The 23,541-nt window shown below is 64.2% G+C and carries 19 protein-coding genes and 1 pseudogene; 5 read left to right on the top strand and 15 right to left on the bottom strand.

The window, feature by feature from the left end; genetic code table 11:
* Nucleotides 1-363 precede the first annotated feature (363 nt).
* The gene (locus J5M58_RS08175) at nt 364-879 is read left to right on the top strand and encodes a DUF4880 domain-containing protein (protein WP_207877803.1); all 516 of its coding nucleotides are present in this window, start codon (nt 364-366) and stop codon (nt 877-879) included.
* Between the two features lie 47 nt (nt 880-926).
* On the opposite strand, the pseudogene J5M58_RS08170 reads toward J5M58_RS08175, so the two are convergent.
* Together J5M58_RS08170 and J5M58_RS08165 are read right to left on the bottom strand one after the other, a co-directional pair.
* Nucleotides 927-1,629 (bottom strand): annotated as a pseudogene (locus J5M58_RS08170) (hypothetical protein).
* A 239-nt stretch (nt 1,630-1,868) separates the two neighbouring features.
* Nucleotides 1,869-2,789, bottom strand: a complete 921-nt coding sequence (locus tag J5M58_RS08165; protein WP_207877802.1) for a LysR substrate-binding domain-containing protein — start codon at nt 2,787-2,789, stop codon at nt 1,869-1,871.
* Between the two features lie 198 nt (nt 2,790-2,987).
* On the opposite strand from J5M58_RS08165, the gene J5M58_RS08160 reads away from it, so the two are divergent.
* The 4 genes from J5M58_RS08160 (at nt 2,988) to J5M58_RS08145 (ending at nt 6,976) form a co-directional block, all read left to right on the top strand.
* On the top strand, nt 2,988-3,737 hold the full coding sequence (locus J5M58_RS08160) for an SDR family NAD(P)-dependent oxidoreductase (protein WP_112252876.1): 750 nt from the start codon (nt 2,988-2,990) through the stop codon (nt 3,735-3,737).
* A 75-nt stretch (nt 3,738-3,812) separates the two neighbouring features.
* A complete protein-coding gene (locus J5M58_RS08155; RefSeq protein ID WP_112252877.1) occupies nt 3,813-5,111 on the top strand; it encodes an MFS transporter in 1,299 nt (432 codons plus the stop codon).
* A gap of 21 nt (nt 5,112-5,132) precedes the next feature.
* Nucleotides 5,133-5,981, top strand: a complete 849-nt coding sequence (locus J5M58_RS08150) for a transketolase (protein WP_075045686.1) — start codon at nt 5,133-5,135, stop codon at nt 5,979-5,981.
* Entirely contained in the window at nt 5,978-6,976 is a 999-nt protein-coding gene (locus tag J5M58_RS08145; RefSeq protein WP_112252879.1) for a transketolase family protein, read from the top strand. Before J5M58_RS08150 ends, J5M58_RS08145 begins: the two co-directional genes overlap by 4 nt.
* Nucleotides 6,977-7,162: 186 nt before the next feature.
* Here the strand turns inward: J5M58_RS08145 and J5M58_RS08140 are convergent, their stop codons facing one another.
* The 13 genes from J5M58_RS08140 to J5M58_RS08080 all read right to left on the bottom strand — a co-directional run bounded on the left by J5M58_RS08140 (nt 7,163) and on the right by J5M58_RS08080 (nt 23,541).
* On the bottom strand, nt 7,163-7,573 hold the full coding sequence (locus J5M58_RS08140) for an SRPBCC family protein (RefSeq protein ID WP_207877801.1): 411 nt from the start codon (nt 7,571-7,573) through the stop codon (nt 7,163-7,165).
* A 71-nt stretch (nt 7,574-7,644) separates the two neighbouring features.
* Complete coding sequence (locus J5M58_RS08135) at nt 7,645-8,655, bottom strand: aldo/keto reductase (RefSeq protein ID WP_207877800.1); 1,011 nt, start codon at nt 8,653-8,655, stop codon at nt 7,645-7,647.
* Nucleotides 8,656-8,812: 157 nt separating this feature from the next.
* The gene (locus J5M58_RS08130) at nt 8,813-10,195 is read right to left on the bottom strand and encodes an MFS transporter (protein ID WP_207877799.1); all 1,383 of its coding nucleotides are present in this window, start codon (nt 10,193-10,195) and stop codon (nt 8,813-8,815) included.
* Nucleotides 10,192-11,403, bottom strand: coding sequence for an acyl-CoA dehydrogenase family protein (locus J5M58_RS08125; RefSeq protein WP_207877798.1), 1,212 nt, complete (start codon nt 11,401-11,403; stop codon nt 10,192-10,194). Before J5M58_RS08125 ends, J5M58_RS08130 begins: the two co-directional genes overlap by 4 nt.
* A 236-nt stretch (nt 11,404-11,639) precedes the next feature.
* Entirely contained in the window at nt 11,640-13,352 is a 1,713-nt protein-coding gene (locus J5M58_RS08120; protein WP_207877796.1) for an ABC transporter ATP-binding protein, read from the bottom strand.
* Nucleotides 13,349-14,212, bottom strand: a complete 864-nt coding sequence (locus J5M58_RS08115; protein WP_112252884.1) for an ABC transporter permease — start codon at nt 14,210-14,212, stop codon at nt 13,349-13,351. The genes J5M58_RS08120 and J5M58_RS08115 overlap by 4 nt, the downstream gene beginning before the upstream one ends.
* Nucleotides 14,209-15,195 carry an ABC transporter permease gene (locus J5M58_RS08110; RefSeq protein WP_112253239.1) on the bottom strand — a complete coding sequence of 329 codons (987 nt, stop codon included), beginning with the start codon at nt 15,193-15,195 and terminating at the stop codon, nt 14,209-14,211. The genes J5M58_RS08115 and J5M58_RS08110 overlap by 4 nt, the downstream gene beginning before the upstream one ends.
* Nucleotides 15,192-16,802 (bottom strand): ABC transporter substrate-binding protein, encoded by a 1,611-nt coding sequence (locus J5M58_RS08105; RefSeq protein ID WP_252378358.1) that lies wholly within the window; start codon nt 16,800-16,802, stop codon nt 15,192-15,194. Before J5M58_RS08105 ends, J5M58_RS08110 begins: the two co-directional genes overlap by 4 nt.
* Nucleotides 16,803-17,176: 374 nt before the next feature.
* Nucleotides 17,177-18,826: an ABC transporter ATP-binding protein gene (locus J5M58_RS08100; protein WP_207877794.1), complete on the bottom strand. Its 1,650-nt coding sequence runs from the start codon at nt 18,824-18,826 to the stop codon at nt 17,177-17,179.
* On the bottom strand, nt 18,823-19,671 hold the full coding sequence (locus J5M58_RS08095) for an ABC transporter permease (protein ID WP_112252888.1): 849 nt from the start codon (nt 19,669-19,671) through the stop codon (nt 18,823-18,825). The genes J5M58_RS08100 and J5M58_RS08095 overlap by 4 nt, the downstream gene beginning before the upstream one ends.
* A 140-nt stretch (nt 19,672-19,811) precedes the next feature.
* The gene (locus tag J5M58_RS08090; RefSeq protein ID WP_112252889.1) at nt 19,812-20,867 is read right to left on the bottom strand and encodes an NADP(H)-dependent aldo-keto reductase; all 1,056 of its coding nucleotides are present in this window, start codon (nt 20,865-20,867) and stop codon (nt 19,812-19,814) included.
* A 92-nt stretch (nt 20,868-20,959) separates the two neighbouring features.
* Nucleotides 20,960-22,282, bottom strand: coding sequence for an LLM class flavin-dependent oxidoreductase (locus tag J5M58_RS08085; protein WP_112252890.1), 1,323 nt, complete (start codon nt 22,280-22,282; stop codon nt 20,960-20,962).
* Nucleotides 22,283-22,296: 14 nt separating this feature from the next.
* Nucleotides 22,297-23,541 (bottom strand): acyl-CoA dehydrogenase family protein, encoded by a 1,245-nt coding sequence (locus J5M58_RS08080; protein ID WP_207877792.1) that lies wholly within the window; start codon nt 23,539-23,541, stop codon nt 22,297-22,299.

Raw genomic sequence — 23,541 nt, 5'->3', positions numbered from 1 at the left:
CGGTAAATTTTTTTTACCGGATTAGCGAAAATTCATTTGACTGGCAAATGATAACGATTATTATTGCACTCAGCTGATCGCGAGATCTGCTGGATAACCTGGAGCTTAGGTCGCTCTCAGATTATCTCCTCATCAGGCTAATCACGGTTTTTGACCCGGCTTTTTGCTGGGTCTTTTTTTTGGCTCTTCAGGCTAATGAAGATCGTGATGGCGCGCATGATAGCAAAGGTGTTTCAGGGCGTGAACGCTCATTACAAAACTTTGCGGAATCAGCACTTGAGAACCAATCTCGTTTAACCTACGCTGATCACGCATCACGGAAGATGCCCCCATCCCTCCCCCTTATAGAGCAAGGAGCTGTCCATGACCCGTCTGCTGATGCCCCTTGAGCACCCAACCCCTGCTGCCGAACACCATGCCGACGACGCCCTGCTGCACGCCCTGAAGCGCCTGCCACGGCGCGTACAGCAAGTGTTCCTGCTCAACCGCCTCGACCAGCTGGACTTCGCCAGCATCGCCGCCCGCCTCGACCTGCCATTGGCGAGCATCGAGCGGCACATGGACCAGGCGCTGCAGGCCGGCCGCTCGCGCCGGGATGTGCTGGCGAGTGTTGCCGGGCAATGGTATGTGCGCTTGCAGAGCCCACAGGTAACGGCGTGCGAGCGGATCGATTTCCGCCGTTGGCTGGATGCGGACATGGCGAACTTGCAGGCGTTTCATGACACGGAACTGCACTGGCGAAGCTTGTTGGCACCGGCACGGCAACTGGGCCAGGATGGTTGGTACCGGCAAGGTCGGGCAGCGCTGTCGATTGGCGGGTGTTCGGTTGCAGTCGGGCTTGGCGTGGCGGCGTTGGTGCTGTTCGGTATCTGGGCCTGATCAGCACCAGGCCGTTATCGTTCTCACTGCGGATAGCTCCTTTGGCATCAAATTCGAGTGCTGGTTGGCGTTTCCGTCAGGCATGCAAGCAGTAGCCATCCACACAAACCCGCACCCAGGAACAGAAGCCCCAGGCTCATCGGCAACGCGCCTTCGATGCCAGCAACAAGACTGCCAGCCAAACCACCACCTGCGAACAGCAGGGTCGTGTTGAGCGACGCTGCCGCACCGGCCTGCTGCGGGTAACGCGCCAAGGCCTGGGTCGTTGCAGCAGGGCGCACCAGCGTTGTCCCGGTCGTGCAGATGATCATCGGCAGCAGCAGCCCCGCCACCGTCAATCCCGCTACCTGCTCCCAGATCAACAGCGTGATGCCCCCGGCAGCTATGAGCAGGAATCCCGTCTTGATCTGAACCTGCGGGCTTACGCGGTTGTTCAAATAGGTCGCGGCTGTTCCGCCAGCGATATACGCAAGCCCATAGCCGATAAACACCACCGAGAATTGATAGGGCGTCAGCCCCAGGCTGTCCATCAACGCCAATGGCGCGGCCGATCACCAATTGCGCCAAGGCGACACCAAACGCAAAGAAGCTCACCGAGTAGGCTATCTGCTGTGGTTCGACGCGAAACTCGTCTGCGAGCGCCGGGAATGACGGCAGGATCACATCCAGAGGAAATACGCCCAATAGACACAATAGAATCAGCAAGGCCGAGCGCAGAAAGCTACTGAACGAACCCAAGGGTTGATTCACGCTACCAAGCCCGCCTTCTTGTATTGCCGGAAATAGGCACTGGAATTTCCATGGAAGCGCCGAGCCCTGATGGTAGCGACACCCTGAAGATGTACAACCCAAACCGGGCAGCGAAACTTCCTATAGAGTTGTAGGGCTTTTCCCTTGTCACTTATTACCGTTGAGTTCTAGTGCTATCCAGCTTTCTGCTGACTTGATAGCCGGCCCCTACCGCAGTTCATCTGTTGTGCAAACTGCTCTCAGTAGTTGAAGTCATGACCGAGCTGGCCCTGCACCCATTCAAGGAATTGTCGAACCCTGGGGGTTTCAGCATGGCCTCGCGGAAATACCAGGTGGTGGGCACTGACGGGCGTCGCCAAGTCTTCCGCAAATACCGGTACCAACACGCCCCGGGCGATATAGTCCTGCGCCAGCAGGCAACTCTCCAAGGCCAACCCATACCCATGGCTGGCGGCCTCCAGGCTCATGTAGGAGCGATCGAAGCTCAGGACGTAGGGGGTTTGTGGCAACGCCACGCCTTGCTGTGCGAACCATTGGGGCCATTGCACCAATGCGGCTTCCGACAGGATCAGGTTCTGCCCCAGCAGATCGCTGGGCTGCTTGATAGGCGTACGCTCGAGAAGCTGTGGCGAGGCGAGCACAGTTGCACGCTCATGCCGGATGGTGCGCACTTCCAGGCTGGGCCAGTTGGGGTAGCCATGACGGATATCCAGATCGATCTGATGGCGGCCGAAGTGCAGCGACTCGTAGGAGCACGACAGGTTGATCTGGATCTGCGGATGACTGTTACGAAAATGGTCCAGGCGCGGCAGCAACCAGAGCAGGCCGAAGCTAGGCGCGGAATGAAGCCGCAAGCAATCGAAGCCCACCGAGTTGCCGGCGCGCTCGGTGGCCGTAGCCAGGCTTTGCAATATGCCTGACACCTCGCGCAGGTACTGCTCTCCGGCCGGGGTCAATGCAACACCGCGCGCCTCGCGAATGAACAATGGACGACCGATCAAGGCTTCCAGATTAGCGATCTGGTGGCTCACCGCAGAGGGCGTGAGGTTCAACTGCTCTGCGGCCCGTGCAACGTTGCCGAAGCGAGCAACTTGCTCGAAGGCCTGAATTGCTTTCAGGGAAGGGATCTGAGGCGATTTTCTAAGGATGTCCAGGCTCATGACCATTTCCTGAAAGATTCGAAGCGATACCAGGGCTTTTACCTTCCTGTAAGCCCAAGGCACAAGTCGAGGGCTGAATTTTTTTCAGCACCGGGTGAAGGAGGCAGCGTTGCTTGGGGTGCTGTCCCGGACGAAGCTGTGCTTATCGGTTCTTCCTGGAACCGCCGCTCACAACAACAACCATCTGGAGCACCTTCGATGCTGTTAACAGGAAAATTTGCCGTGATCACTGGCGCGGCCTCTGCCCGCGGTATCGGCCGCGCAACAGCCCAGGCGTTTGCCGCTCAGGGCGCCAAAGTCGCGATCCTGGACCTGGACGCCTCTGCCGCAACCGAGGCTGCCGCTTCACTCGGCGAAGGCCACCTCGGCGTGGCTGCCAACGTTGCCGATGAAGCACAAGTGCGTGATGCCATCGCTCAAGTGCTCGCGCAATTCGGCCGGATCGACGTGCTGGTAAACAACGCCGGCATCACTCAACCGGTGAAAACCCTGGAAATTACAGGGGCTGACTATGACCGGATTCTCAACGTGAACCTTCGTGGCACCTTGCTGATGTCCCAGGCGGTGATCCCAACCATGCGGGCGCAACGCGCTGGCAGCATCATCTGCATGTCTTCTGTGTCTGCCCAGCGTGGTGGCGGCATCTTCGGTGGCCCTCACTACAGCGCGGCGAAGGCTGGCGTGCTTGGATTGGGCAAGGCGATGGCCCGTGAACTGGGACCGGACAATATTCGCGTCAACTCGATCACGCCAGGCCTGATTCACACTGACATCACCGGTGGCCTCATGCAGGATGAGCGCCGTCACGCCATCATCGAAGGCATCCCGCTGGGCCGCCTGGGTGAGGCGCGCGATGTCGCCAATGCGGCTTTGTTCCTGGCCAGTGACCTGTCCAGCTACCTGACGGGGGTTACCCTGGATGTCAACGGCGGGATGCTGATCCACTGAGCACCCGGTGCATCGTGACCTGCACCCGAGCCCGGCGCAGGCCACGCGTTCGATAACAACAAGAGATCAGAACGAATGACCACATTAGCGCTCGATGCGGTATCCGCCGCACGCAGCAGTGCCTACCGTAAAACGGCCTGGCGACTGATGCCTTTTCTCATGCTCTGCTACCTGTGCGCCTATCTGGACAGGGTCAATGTCGGCTTTGCGAAGCTGCAGATGATGGACGACCTGGCCCTTTCCGAAGCGGTCTACGGATTGGGCGCCGGCATGTTCTTCATTGGCTATTTTCTCTTCGAGGTGCCCAGCAACATCATTCTGCACAAAGTGGGCGCTCGACGCTGGATCGCACGCATCATGATCACCTGGGGCATCATCTCAGCGATGTTCGCCCTGGTGGAGACAGCCTGGCAATTCTATACCCTGCGGTTTTTGCTGGGGATCGCCGAAGCAGGCCTGGCACCAGGGCTTCTGCTGTACCTGACCTATTGGTTCCCGTCTTACCGCCGGGCGAAGATGACCGCGCTTTGGTTCATCGCGATTCCGCTCTCGGGCATGGTCGGCGGCCCCTTGTCGGGTTGGATCATGGAGCGCTTTGCCGGCGTTCACGGCTGGGCGGGCTGGCAGTGGATGTTCCTGCTCGAAGCCATCCCAACGGTACTGGTGGGCGTTCTGGTGCTGAGCTACCTGAAGGATGGCGTCGATCAGGCTCACTGGTTGAGCGACGAAGAAAAAGCCCTGGTGCGCAAGGAGCTGGCTGAAGACGAGCAACACAAGGTAAACCACGGTTCGGTGGCCGACTTCATCCGCGACCGTCGGCTCTGGTTGCTGGCGGGCATCTACTTCTGCGTAGTGATGGGCCAGTACGCAATCACGTTCTGGCTACCCACACTGGTACGTAATGCCGGCGTCAGCGAACCTTTGCACATCGGCCTGCTGACCAGCCTGCCGTACCTGTGTGCCATCGTCGCGATGCTGTGGGCCGGGCGCAGCGGCGACCGCCACCGTGAACGCCGCTGGCATCTGGCGATCCCCATGCTGATCGGCGCACTGGGCCTGAGCCTCGCCGCAGCACTGGGCAGCAGCCTGACGCTGTCGATCCTCAGCCTGTGCCTCGCAGCAGCTGGAGTGCTATCCGCCTCTTCACTGTTCTGGATGCTGCCCACCACGCTGCTGGGAGGTGTATCGGCGGCGGCAGGCATCGCGGCGGTGAACAGTTTCGCCAACCTTGCCGGCTTCTGCTCGCCGTACCTGATCGGCTGGGTCACTACCACCTTGGGCAGCAATGCCATCGGCATGTATCTCATCACGGCCGTACTCATGTTTGGCGCCTTCCTGGTGTCACGAGTACCGGCTCATCTGGTCAATCGTTGATTCGATAAAGGAGTCACTTCAATGACTGCTGTGCCTACCTACACCGAGGCGCTGCCGCTGGCTGTGCGCGCTCGCAATATCCGCCGCCATGCATTGCGCATGGGGCAAGTCCAGGGCCAGGGCTATGTCGGCCAGGCGCTGGGCGCCGCCGACCTGCTGGCGGTCGCGTATTTCCATGCGCTGCGCCTCGACCCCGGCAACCCCGAATGGGAGCAGCGCGACCGTTTCTACCTGTCCATCGGGCACTACGCGATTGCCCTCTATGCCGCACTGATCGAGGCCAGCGTAATCCCAGAGGATGAGCTTGAAACCTACGGTAGCGACGATAGCCGCTTGCCCATGTCTGGTATGGCTGCCTATACCCCAGGCATGGAGATCACCGGTGGCTCGCTCGGCCACGGCTTGGGCATCGCCGTCGGCGCTTGCCTCGGGCTCAAACGCAAGGGTTCGGACAGCTGGGTCTACAACCTGCTGTCCGATGGCGAGCTCAACGAGGGCTCGACCTGGGAGGCCGCCATGTCGGCCAGCCATTGGCGCCTGGACAACCTGATCGCAATCATCGATGTGAACAACCAGCAGGCGGATGGCCATTCCAGCGAGGTACTGGCCTTCGAGCCAATCGTCGACCGTTGGCAAGCCTTTGGCTGGTTCGTTCAACGCGTGGACGGCAATGATCTGGATGCGCTGGTCGGCGCCTTCGACCAGGCCCGCGCCCACACCGGGGCGCAACCGCGCGTGATCATCTGCGATACCCGCATGGGCAAAGGCGTGCCTTTCCTGGAAAACCGCGACAAGACGCACTTCATTCGCGTCGATGAAAACGAATGGGACCTCGCCCTCAAGGCGCTGGACGCCGGGAGCCAAGCATGAGCACTGTGAACTCACCCAAGAAACGCCTGACCACCTCGGCCATGATCGCTTCGATTGCCGCCGACGGCCAGCCGACGCGCCCTGCCCCGTTTGGCCATGCCCTGGCAAGCCTTGCCGAGCAACGTCAGGATATAGTTGGGCTGAGTGCCGACCTGTCCAAGTACACCGACCTGCACATCTTCGCCAAAGCCCACCCCGAGCGCTTCTATCAAATGGGCATGGCCGAACAATTGCTGATGAGCGCCGCTGCTGGCATGGCACGGGAAGGCATGACACCCTTTGCCACCACCTATGCGGTATTCGCTTCCCGTCGGGCCTATGACTTCATCTGCATGGCAATCGCAGAAGAGAACCTCAACGTCAAGATCGTCTGCGGGCTGCCTGGCCTGACCACCGGTTATGGTCCTAGCCACCAGGCCACGGATGACCTGGCCATCTTCCGGGCGATGCCCAACCTGATGATCGTCGACCCCTGCGATGCGCTTGAGATCGAACAGGCTGTGCCAGCGATCGCTGCCCATCAGGGGCCGGTCTACATGAGGCTGCTGCGCGGCAACGTACCCTTGGTGCTCGATCGCTACGATTACCAGTTCCAACTGGGCAAGGCACAGGTGCTGCGCGGTGGCCGGGATGTGCTGTTGATTGCCAGCGGCCTCATGACCATGCGTGCGCTGGAGACTGCAGAGCAGCTGCAAAAGGACGGTGTGGATGTATCAGTGCTGCATGTACCCACCATCAAACCGCTCGATGAGCAGACCATCCTCGCCGAGGCACGCAAGCCGGGTCGCCTGGTGGTAACTGCGGAAAACCACTCGATCATAGGGGGCCTGGGAGAGGCGGTTGCGGGCGTGCTGTTGCGCAATGGGGTCACTCCAACCTTCCGCCAGATCGCGCTACCGGATGCATTTCTCGACGCGGGTGCACTTCCGACCTTGCATGACCGTTACGGGATCTCCACTGACGCTGTGTCCAGCCAAATCAAGGCGTGGCTTTAACCGCAGTTATGGGTAGCATTTTCTGAAGCAACGAAAATAGCGTTAACGGGGCTGCTACGCAGCCCATCGCCGGCAAGCCAGCTCCCACAGGTACTGCGCAGAACTCAGGAGTTGCGCGATCTCTGTGGGAGCTGGCTTGCCGGCGATGGGCCGCAAAGCGGCCCCCAATTGCTTAACTGACGGGCATTAGCCTTCCAGCCCCTTCTTCAGCGCCGCCAGGCCATCTTCATAGATCCCAGCGAACAGCGCAGTTGCCTCAGCATCGCTGATACCCACCGGCACGAACGAACCGGACCATTCCACGCGCGACCCGCTACCTTCAGCCACCACACGCAGGGTCGACTGGTAGTCACGCACCGGCGCCGGGCCTGTGAGGATGGTGTAGCTGTAGCTGCGGCCGGCTTCGTTGAAGTCCAGCAGGCGCTCGATGATGGTGTCGCCAGCCGCGCTCTTCAGGGTGCGGACGCGGCCGCCTTCGCTGAGGGCGCTTTCGGGAATGAACGGCAGCCAGTCGGGCAGCGCGTCGAAACCGCCAATCAGTTGCCAAACACGGTTGGCATCGGTTGCAAGGGTGATGGAAGCTTGTGCAGTTGCCATGATGATTCTCCCGGGGCGTGGCCCCATCGATTCGGGTATGCAGGGCCGCGGAGCGGCCCTGCAAGGTCGGTTTAAACGGCAGGTACCGGGGCTTGGGCGTTGATCAGCCCTTGCTGGCGCAGGTCGTTCCAGAACGCCATCGGGATCGCCTTGCTCAGGGCAGCGAGGTCTTCGTTGGCATGCGCAGGACGGGTGGAACCCGGGATCACCGAGACCACGGACGGGTGGGCCAGGGCGAACTGCAGGGCGGCCGCCTTCACATCCACACCATGGGCACGGGCCACGGCGCGGATGCGCTCGAGCTTGGCAAGAACAGGCTGGGTGGCTTTCTGGTACTCGAAGTGCTCGCCGCCGGCGGTGACACCCGAGCTGTACGGGCCACCCACGACGATACCTACCCCCTGCTCCACCGCTTGCGGCATGACGCGTTGCAGTGCGCGGTCATGGTCCAGCAGCGAGTAGCGGCCAGCCAACAGGAAGCCGTCGGGGCGCGGCTCGTCCAGGTCGAGGGTCAGCTCGATCGGCTCGACGCGGTTCACACCCAGGCCCCAGGCCTTGATCACGCCTTCTTCACGCAGGCGAGAGAGCACGCGGAAGGCGCCAGTGCGGGCGACTTCGAACTGGCTCAGCCACTCGTCACCGTAGAAGTCCTGGGCGATGTCGTGGATCCAGACGATGTCCAGGCGGTCGGTCTTCAGGCGGCGCAGGCTGTCTTCGATGGAGCGCAAGGTGGCGTCGGCGCTGTAGTCGTTGACGATGCGGTTGCGGTTACCGTGCTCGAACAGGCCGCTCTTTTCGCCCAGTTCACGGGCCGCCGGGTCTTCCAGTTCGTCGAGGATGATGCGACCGACCTTGGTGCTGAGCACGTACTCGTCACGTGGGCGACCGACCAGGGCATTGCCCAGGCGGCTTTCGGAAAGGCCGGCACCGTAGAACGGGGCGCTGTCGAAGTAGCGCACGCCGTTGTTCCAGGCCGCATCGACGGTAGCCTGCACTTCGTCTTCAGGCACGTTGCGGAACATGTTGCCCAGCGGTGCGGTACCGAAGCCCAGTGGGTTGGCAATAAGGGATTTGAGGTTCATGTGCGTATTCCTGATGAGGGGAGTTGGTTGTGAACTCCAGTGGTTGCAATCCTATGCGCCACCCACCAAGACCGTCCAAGTCATATTTCGAAAGACTTGAGACCTTTTGAGCAACACCCTTCAACACCCGGGTGGCTGATGCACACCCGGCCAATGACTAGTCCACCAAACGCCGGAACACCAGCGCGGAAGCCCCGCACATGACAGCGCACAGCAACATCACCGTGGCGATATCCGCCACCGAGGTTTCACTACGGCCGCCCAGCCCGGCCAGCATCCCCAACACGCCCCCTGCCAGGCTCACCGACATGGCCATGGTCAACTGCACGGACATAGCCGACAACGAACTGGCCGCCGCCGAACGGTCGCCAGGCACGTCCTGATAACTGGCAGCCCCCAACGTCGAGAACTGCAGTGAACGCACCAGGCCTGCGGCGAACAGCACCGTAGCCATCAGCCACACAGCGGTATCACGATCGAAACTGGCGCACAGGGCAATCCCCATACCACTGAGCACGGCATTGCAACTGAGCACCCGCCCATAGCCGTAGCGCCGCACCAATGGCACTGCCAACAGCTTCATCAGCAGCGCGCCAACGCCACCACTGACCACCAGCCCTCCTGCCGCCAACGGGCTGAAGCCCAGGCAGTTCTGCAGCAACAACACGATCAGGAACGGCTGGGCAGCCGAACCCAGGCGGAACAGCCCGCCACCCGCCTGGGCCACGCCAAAGCTGCGCAGGCGCAACAGCGACAGGTCCACCAGCGGATTGGGGTGTCGTCGCGCGTGCAGCAGATACCCCAACGCACAGGCTACTCCGCCGGCCACCAGCACCATGGCCCAGACCTGCGGCAACTGCCCCAGCCCCAGCGCTTCCAGGCCGAACACCAACATGGCCAGGGCACCACCGCTGAGCAGCAAGCCACGCACATCCAGCGGTGGCACCGGCCGTGCCGGATAATCCGGTACATGGCGCAGGATCAGCCAGAAACCCAGCAGGCAGATTGGCAGGTTGACCAGGAAGATCCAGTGCCAGGACAGCACCGTCACCAGCAAACCGCCAAGCAACGGCCCGACCAGCGGCCCCACCAGTGCTGGCAGGGCCAACCAGGACATGGCCTGCAGCAACTGCTCGCGGCTCGACCAACGCAGGATGATCACCTGCCCCACCGGTGTCATCAATGCCCCGGCCGCCCCCTGCAGCATGCGCCCAAGGCACAGTTGCCAGAGCGTATCGGCCAGGGCGCAGGCCAGTGAGGCACAGGTGAACAAGCCCATCGCCGCCAACATGACCTGGCGCGGGCGAAAGCGCTCGGCAGCCCAACCGCTGACCGGCACACACAGGGCCAGGGCAAGCATGTACAACGACACCACCAGATTCATGCGCAGCCCCGGCTCGCCGAAATCGGCGGCCATCTGCGGCAAGGCGGTCATCACCGCTGTGCTGTCGAGCAGTTCCATGAACAATGCGGCGCCGATGATCACCGGGACCTTGGGGCTTTGCACATGGCCGGCCAGCAAGGCCGGCTGGGCAGTCAAAACAGCCCCGAGACAGGTGGGCGAGTGCCCTTGAGCTGCCAGGCACCGACCACCGCCGCCTTCCATTGGCGCGGATTATGATTGGCCACTGTGCGGGCGTTGCGCCAGTGGCGGTCGAGGTTGTGCTGGCGGCCGGTGGTGGAGGCACCGCCAACGTCGAACAGCGTTTGCGCAGCCTGGAGCGCCAGCTCGGCGACCAGATACTGGGTCTGCGCCACCTCGATTGCGGCCTGCTCCACGGCGGCTTCATCCAGTTGCGCGGCCCAGGCCTTGTCGATGGTTGCAGCGGCCTTGAGTACCACGGCTTCCGCGCCATATGCGCGGGCGGCGATATCGCCTACCGACAGCTCTACGTAGGGGTCGTCCACCGAGCGGCTGGCCATGCTGTGCTTGATCGGGCGGGCATGCTCGCGGGCGAAGCGGGTGGCGTCGTCCAGCGCATTGCGGGCGATACCGGCCAGCACGGTGGCCAGGAACAGCTGCAGGAACGGCGTGACGATGGTGCGCTTGCCCTCCTCCACGGTACGCGTGCGGATATCGCTGGCCTCGACACGCACATTACGCAAGTGGGTGGTGCCGCTGGCGGTCAGGCGCTGGCCCATGGCATCAAAGTCGTCGACCAGTTCCAGGCCTTCGCGATCGCGCGGCAGGATGAACGACACTGGCTGCTCGTCCTCGTCAAGGGCAACGGCACTGACGTAGTCGGCGAACAGCGCACCCGTGCTGTAGAACTTGCTGCCATTGGCGCGGAAATGATCGCCCTCACGCACCAGGCGCGCGGCGATGGCGCCGTTGGCACCGCCCAGTTCCCAGCCGGCATTGCCAATCACCGCCCCCTGCAGATAGCGCGCGAACCAACGCTCGCGCTCCTGCTCGGCACCTTCGGCTTGTGAAGCCAGCAGGCCTTCGACAAAGGCAAAACCTGGGCGCAGGGCCTGGGCCACGTTGGAGTCGACCGAGGCGATTTGCAGCAGCAGTTCGATCACATCGCTGACACTGCCGCCGGGGCCCCCGTATTGCCCGGGGATACGCACGGTGTAAAGCCCGGCTGCCGCAAGCTGGGCAATGGCCTCATGGGGCAACAGGCGTTCGCGTTCGCGTTGTGCGGCACCTTCGCCAATGGCAGGCAACAAGGCGACGATGCGGGCCTTCAGGTCTGCGACGCTGGTGGCCGGAGCCTGGGTTGGGAAACGTTGAAATGTGGTCATGGTTCAGTCCTTTAAGTACATCTTTCGTTTAGGCGACCCGAGCCCTGTGGGAGCAGCGCTCTTGCCAATTTCCTGAAGCTGGCGCTATCCCCTGTGGGAGCCGCGCTTGCCGGCGATGGGCCGCGAAGCGGCCCCACGATTTCAAGGCTGTTGCATGAATCGCCGGGGCCGCTTCGCGGCCCATCGCCGGCAAGCGCGGCTCCCACAGGGGTCGGTGCAGGGCTTGGCGTCTCAGTTCAAATCGCGATCTTCCACAGGCGGGTTTCGTCGAACAGATCGAAGGCTTCGTGTTCCAGGTCCAGCGGCGGCACCACCAGTTCGGCGCCGCTGCCGGGCAGGCGCGGCACCGCACCGAGCAATCGCTGGGTGTATTCGTGGGCCGGGCTCTCGAACAACTGCTCGACCGGTGCCTGCTCCACCACCTGACCGTGGCGCATCACCAGCACGTCATCGCTGACATGGCGGATTACCCCCAGGTCGTGGGAGATGAACAGGTAGGCCAGGCCCAGTTCGTCCTGCAGGTCGGCCAGCAGGTCGAGCACCTGTGCCTGCACCGACACGTCCAGGGCCGACACCGGCTCGTCGCAGATGATCACCTTGGGTTCGCTGGCGATCGCCCGGGCGATTGCCACCCGCTGGCGCTGGCCGCCCGACAGTTGCAACGGTCTGCGCTGGCCGAGTTCTGCCGGTAAACGCACCTGGTTGAGCAGCACAGCGATACGTGCGGGCCTGGCTGGTGCCTCGATACCAGCTACCTGCAACGCGTCATCAAGAATCTGCGCCACGCTCCACCGCGGGTCGAACGAGCCCAGCGGGTCCTGGTAGATCACGCTGATCTCGCGACGCAACGGCCTGCGCACTGCCTCGCTCACGGCGTTGGCCGGGCGGTTCCAGGGTTGCCCGCGATAAAGCACTTCGCCCTCGTCGGGCTGCAGCAGGCCGAGGGCGATGCGTGCCACGGTGGTCTTGCCCGAGCCGGACTCGCCGACAATGCCCAGGGTGCGCCCGGCACGCAGGCTGAAGTCGACACCTTGCACCACCTGGCGCACCAGCCCATCCGGGCCAAGGTAGCGCTTGCCCAGGCCACGGCCTTCGAGCAGTACATCGCTGTGCGAGCGTGCTCGCGGTTCATGTCGCACGCCAACCCGCTCGGGTGACAACCGGCTGCCGCGCGGGTGCTCGGCCGGTACTGCCGCCAGCAAGGCCTGGGTGTAGGGGTGGCGCGGCTGACGCAGCACCTGCTGCATCGGCCCCTGCTCCACCACTTCGCCATGGCGCAGCACCACCACCTCATCGGCCAGTTGGGCAACCACTGCCAGGTCGTGGCTGATGATCAGCAGCGAGGCGCCACGGGCCTTGATCTGCTGGAACACTTCGAGAATCTGTGCCTGCACGGTGGCGTCCAGCGCGGTGGTCGGCTCGTCGGCGATCACCAGTGCGGGGTCCAGGGCCAAGGCACTGGCGATCAGTGCACGCTGGCGCAGGCCACCGGACAACTGCCCGGGACGCTGACGAGCACGCAATTCGACATCCGGTACGCCAACCCGCTCGAGCAACTCATGCACACGCGCGGCACGGGTGTGGCGATCACCGTATCCGTGGGTCTGCAGCACTTCGAGAATTTCCTTGCCCACCGGCCGCAGCGGGTCAAGCGATACCAGCGCATCCTGCAACACGAAGCCGATATTCCTGCCACGTACCGCGCGCCACTGGCGCTCGCTGAGATCGAGCAGGTCGTGGCCGGCGAAACTCAAGCGACGGGCACTCACCTGCGCGCGCCCTCCGGCCAGCCCGACCAGGCAGCGGGCACTGACGCTCTTGCCCGAGCCAGACTCGCCGACCAAGGCCAAGCAACGGCCGGGCAGCAAGGTGAAGGACAGATCACGGACCACGCTGGCGCCATCAAAGGCCACGTTCAGCCCTTCGACGATCAAGGTCTTGTCGCTCATGGCAGGCGCCCCTCCAGGCGTTGTTGGATATAGCGGCCAGTCACGGTGGTCGCCAGAGTGGTGAGGACGATGAACAGGCCAGGGAAGAAGGTGAGCCACCAGGCATTGGCGATGAAGTCGCGCCCCATGGACAACATGGTCCCCCACTCCGGCGCCGGCGGCCGCGCGCCCAGGCCGAGGAAGCTCAGCGCCGAGGCCCAGACGATGGCCTGGCCAACGCCCATGGTCAGCGTCACCACCAATGGCCGCATGGCGTTGGGCAGCAATTGACGCAGCACGATGCGCGAAGTCGGGTGCCCCAACGCCCGCGCCGCTTCGATGTAGCCGGCGTTGCGTACCGCCAGCACCTGGCCACGGACCATGCGCGCGTACCCCGGCGCACCGCCCAGCCCGGTGGCGACGATCAACGGGCCGACACCGCTGCCGAACACCGCCACGAACAGCAGCGCCAGCACCAGGCTGGGGAAGGCGAACAGCACTTCCAGCAACCAGCCCACCGCACGGTCCACGCGTGCGCCGCCAAGGCCACCCAGCAGGCCGAGGGCGATGGCGATAAGCATGGAAATGGCCGTAGCTGCGAGGCCGATCAGCAGGCTCTGCCGTGCGCCGTGGATGACCCGCGCAAAGATGTCGCGGCCTGACTGGTCGGTGCCCAGCCAGTGCGCCCAGCTGGGCGGCTGGAAAGCCTCTCGCGGTACGATGGCCAATGGGTCGATGCGGGTGAACAGCCCTGGCGCCAATGCGGCCAGAAGCAATGCGAACAGGAACAGGATCGCCAGGCTTGCGCCCAGCGGCGGCAATTTCAGGTGGCGCTGCCGACGCAATGGCGCCAGCACGTGGCCATGGGTCAGGTCTGTCATGCTGCAGCCTCCTGCTGCCGAGGGTCGATCCACTGGTACAGCAGGTCGACCAGAATATTCGCCAGCACATAGCCGGCCGCCACTACCAGGCTTATGCCGATTACCAGCGGCAGGTCCTGGGCTTGCACCGCCTGGTACAGCTGGCGGCCCACCCCCTTGCGCGAAAAGATCACCTCGCACACCACCGCACCACTGATCAGCGCACCGATGGCCCAGCCTGACAGCGACACACCTGGCAGCAAGGCATGGCGCAAGGCATGCCGGAAGCGCACGGCGAGGTCACTGAGGCCACGTGTGCGGGCGGTGAGGACGAAGGGTTGATCGAGGGTGAGTTCCAGCGACTCCCGGGTGACCTGGGCAATGAAACCGGCCAATGGAATCGCCAGGGAAAACGCCGGAAGTACCAGGCTGGCGAAGCTGTCACTACCAGCCGGCGGGAACCAGCGCAGGCCGAAGGCGAATACCGCCAGCAGCACCACACCGAGCCAGAAGTGCGGCAGCGCTGCGCTGAGGGTTTCCGCCAGCGAGGCGATGCCGCCGACCAGCCTGCCGCGCCCGGCGGTGACCACGGTCAGCAGCAGCACCAGCAACCAGGCCAGCACCAAGGCGGCGACGGTCAGTTCCAAGGTCGCCCCGCCCTGCTCCGCCAGCACACGGGTGACTGGCAGGTGCTGCGAGTAGGACACGCCCAGGTCACCTTGCACCAGGCGCCCTAGGTAGAACGCGTATTGCACGGCCAATGGCTTGTCGAGGCCGTACTCCACGCGCGCGGCTTCAATCGCTTCCGGCGTCGGGTTGCCACTGGGGCCACCAAGAATCGCCAGCACCGGGTCACCCGGCATCAGCCGCAGTGCGAAGAAGGTCAGGGTCGCCACCGCCCACAGCACCAGCACGCCACCGGCCAGGCGGATGGCGGCGCGCCGCCCCAGGGCAGCCAGGCGTTCGCGACGCGGGTCGGTCACCGCGAGTGTCGTCGTAGTCATTTGTTCACCCATGCGTCATAGAGGTAGGTCACCGCCAGCGAAGGTTCCAGTCGCACGCCATGGGCGGTCTTGTAGATACCCAGGCGCGTGCTTTGCGGATAGGTGGTGAGTTGCAGGTACTGCGCGGCGGCCTGTTGCTGTGCCTGGAAGTAGCGCTGGCGCCTCAGGCCCGCGTCCTGGGTGGCCAGGGCACTGTCGAGCAGTGCGTCGTAGCCCGGGTCGGCGTAGCCGGAAGAGTTCTGGTGATAACCGCCAACCCCGGCTGGCTGCACGAACGCGGTGGTGAAGATGATGCGCAGCACGTCAGGGGTGTTGGTGTTCCAGTAACCGGTGCGGATGTCGTAGTCCCATGCCGCCTGGCGAGCGGTGACCTGGGCATCGCTCATCTGGTCCAGTACCAGCTCCAGGCCCGCCTGCCGGGTTGTGGCCTGTACCTGCTCCCACAGGGTCAGCTCCGACGGCGGCGTGCGCGCACCGATCAGCACGACGGCACGCAGCCGCTGGCCGTTCCTGGTGCGGTAGCCTTCGCTGTCGCGGCCGGTCCAGCCAGCCTCGTCGAGCAGCCTGGCGGCGCGAGCCGGGTCGTATTCCTGGCTGCGTTCGAAGTCACCGCTGTAGAACGGCGTGGCCAGGCTCAACGGGCCACCGGCGCGGGGGAACTCGCCGAAGTACACACTTTTCAGCGCACCCTCGACATCGGCGCTGCGAACGAAGGCCTCGCGTACACGGATGTCGTCGAACGGTGCGCGGCGCAGGTTGAAGGTGCCATTGGTGGGATTGCCCGGGCGCTGGGCGATGATCAATTCCACATCCGGGTTACGCCGTGCTGCTTCGTGCGACTCTGGTGGCAATGCTTCGATCACATCCACCTCACCGGCCTGCAGCGAGGCGAAGCGCACCGACGGTTCCTGGATGAACTTCCAGACGATGCGATCAAGGTACGCAGGGCCCTGGTGTCGTGCGGTCGGCGGCGCCCAGTTGTAAGCCGGGTTGCGCACCAGCTCCACCTGGTTCTGCCGGTCCCAGCGCACCACCTTGAACGGCCCGCTGCCGACCGGGCTTTCGCAGTTCTGGTCGCGGCTGCGTTGCAATGCGGTGGGCGACTGGATGCCGAGAAAACCCTGGGCCAACACTTCAAGGAACGCCGCATAGGGTGTCGCCAGGGTGACTTCGGCAGTGTAGGTGTCGATCACCTTCGTGCCGCGGTACTGGCGGATGTAGCCACCGGCGGTACTGGATTGGGTCTTGGGGTTGGCCATGTGGTCGAGGTTGGCCTTGACCGCTTCGGCATTGAACGGCGTGCCGTCGGTAAAATGCACGTCGCGGCGCAGGTGGAAGGTGTAGCGCAGGCCATCTGGCGAGACCTCCCAGCTTGTCGCCAGCCAGGGGCCGATCTGGCCGTTGCTGTCCATCGACACCAGCGAATCGAGGTACTGCTGGGCAATGAAAACCTGCGGCATGTCACCGGCCACATGCGGGTCCAGGCAGGTGGGCTCGCGGTCGGTGGCATAGACCAGGGTGCCGCCCTGCTGCGGCTGGGTACTTTGCGCGGCGTGCTGTTCGGTTTTTTCGCAGCCGAGCAAGGCCAGTGCGGTGCAGAGCGGGATCAGAGGGAGGATGGGTGTGTTCAAGGGCGCTCCTGCGAGGACTGGGCTTCGATAGGCCTGTTGCAGGAGTTGTGCCGGGTTCAAAGGCTTGATTTTGTTGGAGTTTGCCGAGGGTCAGGTGCTGTTGCGGGGGCAAAGTGTCCGGGGGGTGTTGGTGGGGCGACAGTGAAACTGTGTCTTGTTTATGATCATCGATGCCTCTCCTGTAGTGATCCTGTGGGAGCGGCTTTAGTCGCGAAGAATCCAACGCGGTGCATGGCACCGGCTGCGCCGGTGTTCGCGGCTAAAGCCGCTCCCACAGTATCCTTGCCAATTCAATGAGTTATGTGCAGCTCCATAAGTGCGGCCTTGCCCGCGTCAGGGCTGGCACGGGTTTACAAGGCAATCCGCGCAAACCAGCTTGGCCGCGCCGCCGGAAGATGAGGTACGGCATCGAGCAAGGCTCGGGTATAGGCCTGACGCGGCTGGCCGAGCACCTGGGCTGCCGCCCCTTGCTCCACCACCCTCCCCCCTTGCATCACCAATACCTGGTCACTCACCTGCTCCACCACCCCAAGGTCGTGAGAGATGAACAGGCAAGCCAGGTTCAGCTCCGCCCTGAGCTCGGCCAGCAATGCCAGGATGCGCGCCTGCACCGACACATCCAGTGCCGATACCGGTTCATCCAGCACCAGTACCCTGGGCTTCATGGCCAGCGCCCGGGCAATCGCGATGCGCTGCCGCTGCCCGCCCGACAATTCCAGTGGGCGGCGGTCGAGCAACCCCGCCGGCAGCTGCACCCGCTCCAGCAACGCCGCTGCCTCGGTGCGCTGCAACGCACGCGGTACCCCCGCATGCGCCAGCGCCTCGGTCAATACCCGTAACACGGTGTAGCGTGGGTCGAACGAAGCCAGCGGGTCCTGGAACACCACCTGGATCCCCTGCCGTGCCTGGCGCTGCTGCGCGGCGGACAACGCAAGCCAATCCTGCCCGGCCAGTTGCAGGCTGCCTTGCTCCGGCCGCTCCAGCCCCAGCAGGATGCGCCCCAGCGTGCTCTTGCCGGAACCGGACTCGCCTACCACGCCAAGGGTTTGCCCGGCGCGCAACTGCAGCGACACTTCGTCCAGCACCTGACGCAGCCGCCCGTCCGGGCCGACAAAGGCCTTGCTCAGGCCGCGCGCCTCCAGCACCACCGGTTGCTCGTCCACGACATTCTCCATCAGCGCCAGGGCAGGCGCCGCCGGACGTTTGAAATGTACTGCCCGAGCCGCGCTCAGCAGGCGTTGGGTATAAGGGTCCTGCGGGTCCTGCAAGATCTGCTCGACACTGCCTTGCTCCACCACCACGCCATGGCGCATCACCGCCACCCAGTCGGCCAGGCGTGCGACCACGGCCAGGTCGTGGCTGACCATCAACAGGCTGTTGTCGCGCTCGCGCAGTTGCTCCAGCAGGTCGAGGATCTGCGCCTGCACCGTGGCGTCCAGCGCGGTGGTGGGCTCGTCAGCAATCAACAGGCGCGGCTGACAGGCGATGGCCGAAGCGATCAGGGCGCGCTGCCTGAGGCCTCCGGATAACTGCCAGGGGTATTGCCGGGCACGGACTTCAGGCTCAGGCACTCCGACCTGACGCAACAGCTCGAGCACCCGCAGACGGCGCTGCTCCGCGGCCAGGTCGGTGTGCAACAGCAATGGCTCTTCGATCTCTGCCCCCACGCGCCGCAGCGGGTCGAGCGAACCCAGCGCATCCTGCATGACAAAGCCGATATGCTCGCCACGCAAGCGCTGCCACGCGCGCTCGTCGAGCTGGCGCAGGTCCTGCCCGGCAAAGGCCAGGCGCTGCGCCTGCACATGAGCGCCGGCGCCGGTCAGGCCGACCAGGGTACGCGCCGTGACGCTCTTGCCCGAGCCCGATTCGCCCACCAGTGCCAGGCACTGCCCTCCGCGCAACTGCAGGTCGACGCCGTGCACCACTGGCACACCATTGAAGCTCACGTGCAGGCCGCGGATGTCTACCAGCGGTGCCTGGTTCTTCTTGAAGATGCTCATGCGCGTCTGCCCTCGCTACGGCGCAGCCAGTCTCGGCCAATGACGGTGATGGAAATGACAGTCAGGGTGATCGCCAGCGCCGGCCAGGCCATCAGCCAGGGCGCGTTGGCCATGAAGTTGCGCGCCACTGCCATCATCGCGCCCCACTCCGGCGCGGGAGGTGGTGCACCGAAGCCCAGGAAGCTCAGCGCAGCGGCGGCGGTGATGGCGCCACCCAGGCCGATGCAGGCCAGGATAAATACGGGCTGGACGGCGTTGGGCAGCACATGCCAGAACACCACGGCCAAGCGCCTGCGGCCCAGCGTGACCGCTGCTTCGACGAAACTGGCACGCCGGATGGTCAGCGTCTGGGCGCGTACCAGGCGCGCATAGCGCGGCACCGAGGCGATACCGACGGCGAGGATCAGATTGCTGGTGCCTTGGCCGAACAGAGTGATGATGACCAGCGCCAGTAGCAGGTCCGGGAAGGCCAGCAGTACATCGACGGCGCGCATCAGCAGGTTGTCCAGCCAGGCTGGAGCGAGGCCGGCGAGCAAGCCGAGCAGCGTGCCCAGGCCAAGCCCGACCAGGGTGGCGGCCAGGCCGATGTAAAGCGATGGGCGGGCGCCATGGATCAGCCGGCTGAGGACGTCGCGGCCGTTCTCGTCACTGCCCAGCCAAAAGGCGGGGCTTGGCGGGTGGTAAGCCAGGCGGGCGTCGGCGGCCAACGGGTCGGTTGGCGAGAGCCAGCCGGGGAAGATTACAGCCAGCAGTAACAGGCCCAGGGTGATCCAGGCCAGCGCCAGGCCAGGGCGAATCTGCCACCTGCTGGTCGCTGTGTTTGGTATGGAGACGATTGCGTTCATGTCTGTCCTTCTTGTGTCGCCTGTACTGGCCTCTTCGCGGGTAAACCCGCTCCCACAGGAGCACAGCAAAGGCTGAATTCGTGAGGTCCCTGTGGGAGCGGCTTTAGCCGCGAACAAGGGCGAAGCCCTTGCCATGTGGGCTACGGCGCCGGGTTGGGAATACGCCGGTGCACGGCCTGGATCTCGGCCAGTACTTCATCGCTCAGTTGCACATCCAGTGCACTCAGGTTCTCCTGCAGTTGCAGCAAGGTGGTCTGCCCGGTAATCGCACTGGCCACGAACGGCTGGCGTATGACGAAAGCCAGGGCCAGTTGCGCCGGTGTCAGCCCATGCTCCCGGGCAATCCGCACGTAGCTGGCAATCGCGTTGTTGGCCTCCTCGCTGCCATAGCGATTGAACGTGCGATACACCGACGACAATCGCGAACCCTCCGGCCTTGCCCCGTTCAGGTATTTGCCGGTCAACGCCCCGAACGCCAGCGGCGAATAGGCCAGCAGGCTGACCCCTTCGCGATGGCTGAACTCCGACAGGCCGTTCTCGTACAAGCGGTTGAGCAGGCTGTACGGGTTCTGGATGCTGGCAATCCGTGCCAGGCCTTTGTCCTCGCTGTGCCGCAGAAACTGCGCCACACCCCACGGCGTCTCGTTGGAAACACCGATATGGCGCACCTTGCCGGCCTTGACCTGTTCGTCCAGCACCGCAAGGGTTTCTTCGATGGCTGCCGTTTGCGGATGGTCGTCGACGTAGGGGTACTCACGGATGCCGAAGAAGTTGCTGGTGCGGTCGGGCCAGTGCAGTTGGTAGAGGTCCAGGTAGTCGGTCTGCAGGCGGCGCAGGCTGCCCTCCAGGGCGGCGACGATGTTCTTGCGGTCGTGGTGCGACAGGCCATCGCGGATGTGCACCTGGCCGCCCGGGTCACGGGCCGGGCCGGCGATCTTGCTGGCCAGCAGGAGTTTGTCGCGCTTGCCACGGGCCGCCAGCCAGGTGCCGATGAAGCGCTCGGTGGTGGTCCAGGTTTCAGCGCGGGTAGGTGTGGGATACATCTCGGCGGTGTCGATGAAGTTGATGCCTGCAGCAACGGCAGCGTCCAGTTGCTGAAGAGCATCCTGTTCGCTGTTCTGGTGGCCCCAGGTCATGGTGCCGAGGCTGAGCAGGCTGACCTGGAGGTTGGTGTGGCCCAAGGGGCGATAGCGCATGGGTGCATCCTGTCGATTGTGTGTTGGGTTGGAATTTTTGGGGCTGCTTTGCAGCCCTTTCGCGACGCAAGGCCGCTCCCACAAGGGCAGCGCTAGGCTGTGAACTGGTTCACGGCCCTGGGCAACCCCAGGTGCTCGCGCAAGGTGGTGCCGGTGTATTCGGTGCGGAACAACCCACGCTTCTGCAGCAGCGGTACCACCTCTTCGACGAATACCCGAGCACCCGACGGGAACATGTCGGGCATGATGTTGAAACCATCCCCCGCCCCCGCCAGGAACCACTCGGCCAGGGTATCGGCGACCTGTTCCGGGGTACCGACGGCCAACCGGTGCCCGACCAGAATCCGCCGCGACAACTGGCGAATGGTCAGGTTCTCGCTGCGCGCCAGGTTCAACTGGGCCTCCAGAAAACCCTGCGACCCCCGCTCGAAATCCGCCACCGCGCCAATCCGTTCCCACGGTAACGGCGCATCGGGGTCCAGCTCGCGGGGGTCGATGCCGATACGCCCCGCCACTTGCTGCAACAGGCCGTGCTCGCCATGCCAGGCATTGAGCTCGTCGAAGCGTGCATGAGCCTCGGCCTCGGTGCTGCCAATCACGGTCGACAGGCCGGGCATGATCTTCAGGTGCTGCGGGTCACGGCCCCAGGCTTTGGCCCGTGCCTTCATTTCCCGATAGAACGCCAGCCCGTCGGCGAGGGTGGTCTGGGTGGTGAAGATCGCATCGGCATAGCGTGAACCGAGTGCCTTGCCACCTTCGGAAGAGCCGGCCTGCACCAGTACCGGCCTGCCCTGCGGCGAGCGCGGCAGGTTCAGCGGCCCCTTGACCTGAAAGTGCTTGCCCTTGAAATCCAGGGTGTGGACTTTGCCCGGGTCGGCAAAACGACCGGCACTGCGGTCACCGATGATCGCGTCGTCCTCCCAGCTGTCCCAAAGCTTGAGGGTCACATCGACGAACTCCTCAGCCCGCCCGTAGCGGTCTACATGCAACGGCGCGCCAGCCAGGCCGAAGTTCTGTGCTGCCGCGTCACCGGCATTGGTCACCACATTCCAGGCTGCGCGGCCGCCGCTGATGTGGTCCAGCGAGGCAATTCGCCGGGCCAGGTTGAAAGGTTCGTTGTAAGTGCTGGAGCAGGTCGCGATAACGCCGATGCGCTCGGTGGCGGCCGCCACTGCGGTCAGCAGCACGGTCGGTTCCAGGCGCCCGCCGGGCTGGGCGGACACATCCGGCGGCAACGCCGGGCCATCGGCAAGGAAGATCGCATCCAGGCAACCGCGTTCGGAAATACGCGCGATATCGCGGTAATAGTTGACGTCGATATAGGCGTCGATTGCCGCCTCACCCTGGCGCCAGGCGCCGGAGTGCGAACCGAAGCCGAGGATGTTCATACCCAGGCTCATCTGTTTGGTAGTCATGCCGATTCTCCTGATCAGACTGCGCTGGCTTCGTCGCCGCTGCCCTGCCCTTCGCTGGCGCTGGCATGAAGGGCACGCCAGGCCTGGGCCGGGCTGATGCCATTGAGGTAGTAATTGCCCAACGCCTGCTCGCGGTAGATCGCCGGGTTGTGCGAAGCCAAGGTGCGGGCATTGCGCCAGTGGCGATCGAGGCGCCGGGCATTGCTGGTGGCCGATGCGCCCCCGACTTCGAACAATAAGGTGCTCGCTTCCAGCACTTGCGGCAGCACAACCTGCTGCGCCTGGAAGGCATGGATCTCGGCGTCGGTGTAAAGCTGCTCGGCCACCTCGCCGTGCTGCCCGGCTTCGAACACCGCCTGCAGGCTCTGGCCCACGGCGGTGACTTGCGCATCGGCAGCGAAGGCCAGGCTCGACAGGCGGCCGATCACCGCCTGCACCCGCGGGTCTGCGGCCGGCTGCGACTGCCCCGGCACGCCAAAGGCGCGGGTACGGCCCTGGACGAACGCTACGGCATCGGCCAGTACCGCATGGCCGATACCCGCCAAGGTGGCCAGATGCACCGCCTGGTAGAACGCGGTCAGGTACGACTCGGCGCGCAACTCGCCCTTGGCGAAACGGCGCAGCACATGTTGCGGCGGCACGCTGACCCGGGTGAAACGGGTGGTGCCGCTGCCGGTCAGGCGCTGGCCGAAGCCGTCCCAGTCGTCGATCCGCTCAACCCCCGGCGCGCGGGTCGGCACCACGAGGCTGACAAAGTCGTCGCCGTGGTTGGCCACTGCCGCCACCCAATCGGCGTACAGCGTGCCCGTGCAGTAATACTTTTCGCCGTCCAGGCGGTAACCACCCTCGTCTTCGCTCAACTGCACGGTATTGCCGGTACTGGCGGTGCGCTCGGCCATGGCCGCGCCCCACAGCTCACCGGCGACCACGCGAGCGAACCAGTAGTCCTGAGAGGCGGCGTCACCGGACGACAGCCGCCCCTCGACGAAGCCGAAGTGAGCACGGAAGATCTGCGGCAGGTTGGAGTCGGCTTGCCCCAGACGCACCAGCTGGCGCAGCAACTGCGGCAAGGTTGCGCCTGAGCCGCCGTGGCTGCGCGGCACGCGCAGGGCGCCGAAGCGGGCCTCGCGCAACCAGGCCACCGGCTCATGGGCCAGGGTGCGCTGCTGTTCGCGGGCCACCGCGCCTTCGGCAATTCGCGCGTAGACCGGCGCGAAACGCGCATCCAGTTCGGCATCGGTAATCGTGGTTTGGCTCAT

Origin of the sequence: Pseudomonas sp. 32_A, from assembly GCF_017490905.1 — a bacterium.
GTDB lineage: Bacteria > Pseudomonadota > Gammaproteobacteria > Pseudomonadales > Pseudomonadaceae > Aquipseudomonas > Aquipseudomonas inefficax.
This window is presented reverse-complemented; position numbering and strand designations above follow the sequence as displayed.

Bases quoted from the DNA above. Each gene is read 5' to 3' on its own strand.
- J5M58_RS08175 (WP_207877803.1), top strand. From the start codon at position 364: ATGACCCGTCTGCTGATGCCCCTTGAGCACCCAACCCCTGCTGCCGAA.
- J5M58_RS08165 (WP_207877802.1), bottom strand. From the start codon at position 2,789: ATGAGCCTGGACATCCTTAGAAAATCGCCTCAGATCCCTTCCCTGAAA.
- J5M58_RS08160 (WP_112252876.1), top strand. From the start codon at position 2,988: ATGCTGTTAACAGGAAAATTTGCCGTGATCACTGGCGCGGCCTCTGCC.
- J5M58_RS08155 (WP_112252877.1), top strand. From the start codon at position 3,813: ATGACCACATTAGCGCTCGATGCGGTATCCGCCGCACGCAGCAGTGCC.
- J5M58_RS08150 (WP_075045686.1), top strand. From the start codon at position 5,133: ATGACTGCTGTGCCTACCTACACCGAGGCGCTGCCGCTGGCTGTGCGC.
- J5M58_RS08145 (WP_112252879.1), top strand. From the start codon at position 5,978: ATGAGCACTGTGAACTCACCCAAGAAACGCCTGACCACCTCGGCCATG.
- J5M58_RS08140 (WP_207877801.1), bottom strand. From the start codon at position 7,573: ATGGCAACTGCACAAGCTTCCATCACCCTTGCAACCGATGCCAACCGT.
- J5M58_RS08135 (WP_207877800.1), bottom strand. From the start codon at position 8,655: ATGAACCTCAAATCCCTTATTGCCAACCCACTGGGCTTCGGTACCGCA.
- J5M58_RS08125 (WP_207877798.1), bottom strand. From the start codon at position 11,403: ATGACCACATTTCAACGTTTCCCAACCCAGGCTCCGGCCACCAGCGTC.
- J5M58_RS08120 (WP_207877796.1), bottom strand. From the start codon at position 13,352: ATGAGCGACAAGACCTTGATCGTCGAAGGGCTGAACGTGGCCTTTGAT.
- J5M58_RS08115 (WP_112252884.1), bottom strand. From the start codon at position 14,212: ATGACAGACCTGACCCATGGCCACGTGCTGGCGCCATTGCGTCGGCAG.
- J5M58_RS08110 (WP_112253239.1), bottom strand. From the start codon at position 15,195: ATGACTACGACGACACTCGCGGTGACCGACCCGCGTCGCGAACGCCTG.
- J5M58_RS08100 (WP_207877794.1), bottom strand. From the start codon at position 18,826: ATGAGCATCTTCAAGAAGAACCAGGCACCGCTGGTAGACATCCGCGGC.
- J5M58_RS08095 (WP_112252888.1), bottom strand. From the start codon at position 19,671: ATGAACGCAATCGTCTCCATACCAAACACAGCGACCAGCAGGTGGCAG.
- J5M58_RS08090 (WP_112252889.1), bottom strand. From the start codon at position 20,867: ATGCGCTATCGCCCCTTGGGCCACACCAACCTCCAGGTCAGCCTGCTC.
- J5M58_RS08085 (WP_112252890.1), bottom strand. From the start codon at position 22,282: ATGACTACCAAACAGATGAGCCTGGGTATGAACATCCTCGGCTTCGGT.
- J5M58_RS08080 (WP_207877792.1), bottom strand. From the start codon at position 23,541: ATGAGCCAAACCACGATTACCGATGCCGAACTGGATGCGCGTTTCGCG.